The following is a 6,095-nucleotide window of genomic DNA, read 5'->3' as shown; positions in this document are numbered from 1 at the left end:
CCGCGACAGCGGGGGCCACGGTCATCAGACCGGGAGCGGCAGCAGGCCGCCGCTCCAGCGTTCCTCGTCACCCTCGGCCGGTGTCACCCGCAGCCCGAAGGCGTCCTCCGCGAGGGCCAGGACGCCGTGCGGCGGAGCAGGCTCTCCGGCGATCAGGCCGAGGGGACGCATGAACTGATCGAGGCGCCGGGGGTCGAGGCCCGTCGGTCCGACCGGCTGGAGCGTGTGGAAGTCGACGACGATGCCGCCGTCGACCGCGTACGTGAACCAGTCCATCGGCTTCTCGTTGTGGTGGAGTGCGACGGCCTCCGTGCCGCGCGACACCCGGGACAGGACGTCCTTGTCCAGTCCATGGCGGCCCCCCTGCTCCCAGGCCCAGGCCCACGCGCCGTCCACGCCCGTCGTGACCACCGGTTCGTCCTCATCGAGCGAGGCGTCCCCGAACTCGTCCTCCCAGGACAGGGGGTCGTGGAGCGCCAGCGTCTCCGGATCCACCCCCATGCGGGTCAGCAGTTCGACGGGAGACAGGCCCTTGGCGAAGGTCAGCGTGTAGATGGGGACATCCGCACGGAAGAAGTCCAGGCCACGGGCCATACCGGTGTTCGACATGCGTGGATCCTGGCATGCCCCACTGACACCCCCGTGCGGAGGAGGCCCGCCCTTGGTGCGGGCGGGCCCCGTTGACGGGCTCAGCGCTTCAGCGTGAAGGTGAAGTCGCCGGAGAGCCTGCCGTCCAGCCGGACCGCCGAGACGAGCTTCCCGGCGGTGCGCAGGCGCCCGGTCTCGGCCCGGGACAGGCCGAAGCCCTCGGCGATCAGCCGGAGCGGCCGGACCGGGATCCGGGCCGTGAAGCGGACCGAGACATCGGCCACCTCGCGGTCCCGGTGATCCGGTCCGCCGGTGTCCAGACGCCAGGCGCCGTCCCAGTCGAGGGCGACGCGGTTGCGCCGCAGTACGGCCGGATCCTGGAGTAGTTCGGCCGCGAGGCCCAGATCGTTGGCGTGCAGCCGGTCCAGCAGCTCGGGGTGGAGGGAGCGTACGTTCACCCGCTCCAGGACCGTGAGCTTCGCCGTCTGTCCGCAGCCGGTGCAGAGCACCAGGAGCCAGATGTCGAGGAGCTTGTGGTGGGCGTTGACGCGGAACTTGCCGTTCGCCTGGAAGCGTTCGGACACGCAGTCGAGGCAGCGGCGGCGGACGAGCGGCAGGCAGGTGGGCATGACGACCCAGGTGGAGAGCACAGAAGAACACCGGTTCCCGTGAGAAATCCGCAGCAAAAAAGAGCGCGGCGCACAGGTGCGACGCGCGACAGATCAGCGCTTGGGAGGTCTCACAGCTGGTACAAGGGTGTGTCCTTGGCTCGACGGCAGGGCTCGGGGAGACGGTACGGGCGCGTGGCGGTGGCGCTCCACTGGTTTTCGCGCGTCGCGGTGACCGGGAGCGCGGGGCGTACCGAGACCGTCCGGGCGTTGCTGGAGGGTGGCGCGGATCCCGGGCTCCGGGAAAGAGGCGGGGGCCGGGTGGACGCCGCGTGAGTGGGCCGTGGCGGGTGGGCGCCGGGAGGTGGTCGCCCTGCTCGACACCGCTCTCGGTTCCCAGCAGTCCCGTGGGACACACCATTGAGTGGACGTGCCGCTGGCCCGGCCGTTGTCATCGGACCGGCCGATAATGTGAGCCGCGATGAACCACGACCGCTCCCGGGACCCGGCGTCCCGGGCCGCTGACCTGGTACGCATGGCCGACACGCCGAATGAGCTGGAGAAGGCCCGACTCGCGCGCTACGCGGCCCAGACGACCGATCCCCCTCCGATGGGGCCGCAGGGCATCGCCACGGATGGCTGCCGCGAGTGCCGGGGCACCCTGTGGCGGGAACCGGACGGGTGCCGGTGGACATGCTCCGGCTGCGGGCATGTCGAGATGGACAAGGCGCGATGACGGACGCGGAGCCGGGCCGCTGAACGCGGTGTGCCGGGCCCCGCGGGGGTGCCGGCCGCCGCCCGGGTGCTGAGCCCTGGCCCCGGTGCCGGCCCCCGTCGCCCCCGCCCGGGTCAGCCGACGGTCACCTGGAGTTCCTTCACTCCGTTCAGCCACGCCGAGCGCAGTCGGCGCGGGTCGCCCGCCAGCCGGAGGTGGGGCAGAGTGTCGGCGATGGCGTTGAACATCAGGTCGATCTCCATCACCGCCAGGGACTTGCCGAGGCAGAAGTGCGGGCCTCCGCCGCCGAAGCCGAGATGGGGGTTGGGGTCGCGGGTGATGTCGAAGGTCCCGGGCGAGTCGAAGACCTCCGGGTCGTGGTTGGCGGAGGAGTAGAAGAGGCCCACGCGGTCGCCGGTACGGATCTCCTGGCCGCCGAGGACCAGATCCTCGGTGGCGGTCCGCTGGAACGAGACGATCGGCGAGGACCAGCGGACGATCTCCTCGGCCGCCGTCGACGCGCGGTCCCTCTTGAAGAGTTCCCACTGGTCGGGGTGGGTGAGGAAGGCGTGCATACCGTGGGTGATGGCGTTACGGGTGGTCTCGTTGCCCGCCACGGCCAGCAGGATCACAAAGAACCCGAACTCGTCGTTGGAGAGGTTGCCCGCGCCCTCCGCCGCCACCAGCTGGGTGACGATATCGGCGGCCGGACGCTCCTTGCGGGCCGCCGCCAGGTTCATGGAGTACGCCATGAACTCCATCGTCGCCTCGACGCCCGCCTCCTCCGTGACGGCGAACTCCGGGTCGTCGTAGGAGGCCATCGTGTTGGACCAGGCGAACATCCGCGCCCGGTCCTCCTGGGGGACGCCGATCAGTTCGGCGATGGCCTGGAGGGGGAGTTCCACGGCGATGGTGCGGACGAAGTCGAACGAGCCGCCGCTCGCCGTGGCGAGCGCCGACGCCTCGGCCACGATCCGGCGGGCGCGCTCGTCCAGGGTCCGGCGGAGGGAGGTGACCGCGCGCGGGGTGAAGCCGCGCTGGACGATCTGGCGGACCCGGGTGTGTTCCGGCGGGTCCATGTTGAGCATGATCAGCCGCTGGAGCTCCACCTGGTCGCGTGTGATGCGGTCGTTGAAGCGGATGACGGCGGTATGGGTCCAGGAGGAGAACAGCTCGGGGTGGGTGGAGACGTACTTGACGTCCGCGTGCCGTGTCACCGCCCAGTACCCCTCGTCCCCGAAGCCCGCCGCGTTGGGGGCCTGGGGGATCCAGGTGACCGGCGCCACGCTTCTCGCCAGCGCGAACTCGGGCAGCGGCACCCGCTCGCTCAGCAGGTCCGGATCGGTGAAGTCCAGGCCCCGGGGAAGGAGACCGGACGCCTCGGGACGGTGGCCGGACCCCCCGGTCAGGTGGGGGCAGGACAGTGGTGGCTCCACGGTGTCGACACCTCTCCTCTGACGGACCATCAGAATTGCTCGGAAAGCTAGTAACGAGTTCCAGAAGAGGCAAGGGCCATGGCGTGAAGTTCTGTGGTGCGCGCCCCCGGTGAACGGCCTGCAACAGCCTTGCGCACCGGCGTTCCCTCTCATAAGACTGGCCGGAGAACTAGAACGCGTACTAGTTCTGGCGGGCAGGGACGCCGGGACGCCCGCGTGGAAGAGGACGCCCGCGCGGAACAGGAGAGGAATCCCCATGGCCGCGGAACCCGTCATCGTCGAAGCCGTACGGACCCCCATCGGTAAGCGCGGAGGGGCGCTCGCCACCCTCCACCCCGCCTACCTCCTGGGCGAGACCTACCGAGAACTCCTCGCCCGCACCGGTATCCAGCCCGACTGCGTCGAACAGATCGTCAGCGGCACGGTCACCCACGCCGGGGAGCAGTCCATGAACCCCGCGCGCACCGCCTGGCTCGCCATGGGACTGCCGTACGAGACCGCCGCCACCACCGTCGACGCCCAGTGCGGCTCCTCGCAGCAGGCGTCCCACATGGTCGCCAACATGATCTCCAGCGGAGTCATCGACATCGGTGTCAGCTGCGGTGTCGAGTCCATGACCCGCGTCCCCCTCGGCAGCGGCTCCAAACACGGTCCCGGCAAGCCTCTGCCCGACGAGTGGAACATCGACCTCCCCAACCAGTTCGAGGCCGCCGAACGCATCGCCCGCCACCGGGGCCTCACCCGTGAGGATGTCGACGCCTTCGGCCAGCGCTCCCAGCGGCGGGCCGCCGCCGCATGGGCGGAGGAACGGTTCAAGCGGGAGACCTTCGGCGTCCAGGTGCCCACCACCGAGGAGGAACAAGCCGCAGGCCAGGGCATGTGGCGGCTCGTCGACCGGGACGAGGGCCTGCGCGACACCACCAGGGAGGCGCTCGCCACCCTCAAGCCCGTGATGCCCACCGCCGTCCACACGGCCGGGAACTCCTCCCAGATCTCCGACGGCGCCGCCGCGCTGCTCTGGTCCTCCAAGCGGATGGCGCGGGCGCTGAAGCTGCGGCCCCGGGCCCGGATCATCGCCCAGGCGCTGGTGGGATGCGATCCGCACTTCCATCTGGACGGGCCGATCGACGCCACCCGGGCCGTGCTGGGGAAGGCCGGGATGACGCTGAAGGACATCGACGTCATCGAGATCAACGAGGCGTTCGCGTCCGTCGTGCTCAGCTGGGCGCGTGTCTTCGAGGACGATCTCGGGAGCGGCGGTATGGAGAAGGTGAACGTCAACGGGGGCGCCATCGCGCTCGGGCATCCCGTGGGGGCGACGGGCGCGCGGCTGCTGACGACCGCGCTGCATGAGCTGGAGCGCGGGGAGGGGGAGATCGCGCTGGTGACGATGTGCGCGGGGGGCGGGCTGGCGACAGCGACGATCCTGCAACGCCTGTAGCCCGCCCCGCGCGGGGACGGTCTCCTACCGGCCGTCGTGGCCGACGGAACCCCTGGGGGGCTCCTCACCCGCGCGCGGGCCGGGCGCGGGGGTGAAGGCGACCTCCGCCTCGAACGCCGCGCGGCGCGTCGCGCGGCGCAGGGCGCGCAGGACGGCGGTGCCCAGGGTGAGGGTGAGGACGACCGTCAGGCCCGCCCGGCCCAGGTCCCAGCCGAGCGAGGTCGCCGCGCAGTAGGCCACGAACCGGACGAGGTTCTCCTGGAGCGGGTCGCCCGGGTGGAAGGAGAGGTTGGAGGAGACGCCCTGGAGATAGGTCCAGCCCTGGAGGTTCATCAGGGTGCCGTACGCCACGGAGGCCAGGGCCCCGTACACCGCCAGAGTGAGCAGCTCCACCCGGCCGCGGAGCGAGGCCCGTCCCGGGAGCAGCCCCGCGCCCATGGTGAACCAGGCCATCGCCAGCATCTGGAACGGCAGCCAGGGTCCCACCCCACCCGTCAGCAGCGCCGACGCGAACATCGTCACCGCGCCGAGCACGAACCCGAACCCCGGCCCCAGGACCCGTCCGCTGAGCACCATCAGGAAGAACATCGGCTCCAGACCGGCCGTGCCCGCGCCCAGTGGCCGCAGCGCCGCCCCCACGGCGGCCAGCACACCGAGCATGGCGACGGCCTTCGCGTCCACGCCGTTGTCGGCGATCGTCGCCACCGTGACGGCGACCAGCAGCGGCAGCAGCGCGGCGAAGAGCCAGGGCGCGTCGGCCGAGTGCGCGTGGAGGGTCGAGGCGCTGTCGGCGAGCAGCGGCCAGCCGAAGGCGACGACGCCGATCGCCGAGGTCAGGGCGAGGGCGATCAGGGAGCGTGGCGCGAGGGGTACGGGGGTCATCGCGTGCCCTCCCCGGATGTCGCCAGCACCCGCGCCACCTGGTTCACCGTCAGCCAGGGCCGGGGCGCGAGCACCTTGGCGACCTGGGGCGCGAAGGCGGGCGAGGAGACCACGACCTCCGCCGTGGGACCGTCCGCGACGATCTCGCCGTCGGCGAGGATCACCACCCGGTCGGCGAGTTCGGCGGCCAGCTCCACATCGTGGGTGGCCAGCACGATGGTGTGGCCCTCGGCCGCCAGCTCCGCCAGATTCGTGACCAGCCGGGCCTTGGCGGCGTAGTCCAGGCCCCGGGTCGGCTCGTCCAGGAGCAGCAGGGGCGGGCGGGCGGTGAGGACCAGCGCCAGCGCGAGCGCGAGCCGCTGGCCCTCGGAGAGATCGCGCGGGTGGACGTCGTCTTCCACCCCGGGGAGGAGCCGGTCCAGCAG

Annotated in this window: 7 protein-coding genes; 2 read left to right on the top strand and 5 right to left on the bottom strand. The window is 71.5% G+C overall.

The window, feature by feature from the left end; genetic code table 11:
• Nucleotides 1–24: 24 nt before the first annotated feature.
• Nucleotides 25–609 carry a DUF6461 domain-containing protein gene (locus ACFVIM_RS31735; protein WP_384308795.1) on the bottom strand — a complete coding sequence of 195 codons (585 nt, stop codon included), beginning with the start codon at nt 607–609 and terminating at the stop codon, nt 25–27.
• A gap of 80 nt (nt 610–689) precedes the next feature.
• Complete coding sequence (locus ACFVIM_RS31730; protein WP_384308793.1) at nt 690–1,238, bottom strand: DUF1062 domain-containing protein; 549 nt, start codon at nt 1,236–1,238, stop codon at nt 690–692.
• A 439-nt stretch (nt 1,239–1,677) separates the two neighbouring features.
• Here ACFVIM_RS31730 and ACFVIM_RS31725 point away from each other — a divergent pair, with 439 nt between their 5' ends.
• The gene (locus ACFVIM_RS31725) at nt 1,678–1,932 is read left to right on the top strand and encodes a hypothetical protein (protein WP_384308790.1); all 255 of its coding nucleotides are present in this window, start codon (nt 1,678–1,680) and stop codon (nt 1,930–1,932) included.
• A gap of 113 nt (nt 1,933–2,045) precedes the next feature.
• Here ACFVIM_RS31725 and ACFVIM_RS31720 read toward each other — a convergent pair whose 3' ends face one another.
• Entirely contained in the window at nt 2,046–3,335 is a 1,290-nt protein-coding gene (locus ACFVIM_RS31720; RefSeq protein ID WP_384308797.1) for a cytochrome P450, read from the bottom strand.
• Between the two features lie 268 nt (nt 3,336–3,603).
• On the opposite strand from ACFVIM_RS31720, the gene ACFVIM_RS31715 reads away from it, so the two are divergent.
• Nucleotides 3,604–4,788, top strand: coding sequence for a steroid 3-ketoacyl-CoA thiolase (locus ACFVIM_RS31715; protein ID WP_384308787.1), 1,185 nt, complete (start codon nt 3,604–3,606; stop codon nt 4,786–4,788).
• 24 nt (nt 4,789–4,812) lie between these two features.
• Here the strand turns inward: ACFVIM_RS31715 and ACFVIM_RS31710 are convergent, their stop codons facing one another.
• The gene (locus tag ACFVIM_RS31710) at nt 4,813–5,670 is read right to left on the bottom strand and encodes an ECF transporter S component (RefSeq protein WP_384308784.1); all 858 of its coding nucleotides are present in this window, start codon (nt 5,668–5,670) and stop codon (nt 4,813–4,815) included.
• Nucleotides 5,667–6,095: AAA family ATPase (locus tag ACFVIM_RS31705; protein WP_384308781.1), on the bottom strand; the 429-nt coding region annotated here is incomplete at its 5' end. The genes ACFVIM_RS31705 and ACFVIM_RS31710, both read right to left, overlap by 4 nt.

The organism is Streptomyces sp. NPDC057638 (genome assembly GCF_042800315.1).
GTDB lineage: Bacteria > Actinomycetota > Actinomycetes > Streptomycetales > Streptomycetaceae > Streptomyces.
Note: the sequence above shows the minus strand (reverse complement) of the source record. Positions and strands in the feature narration are given on the sequence as shown.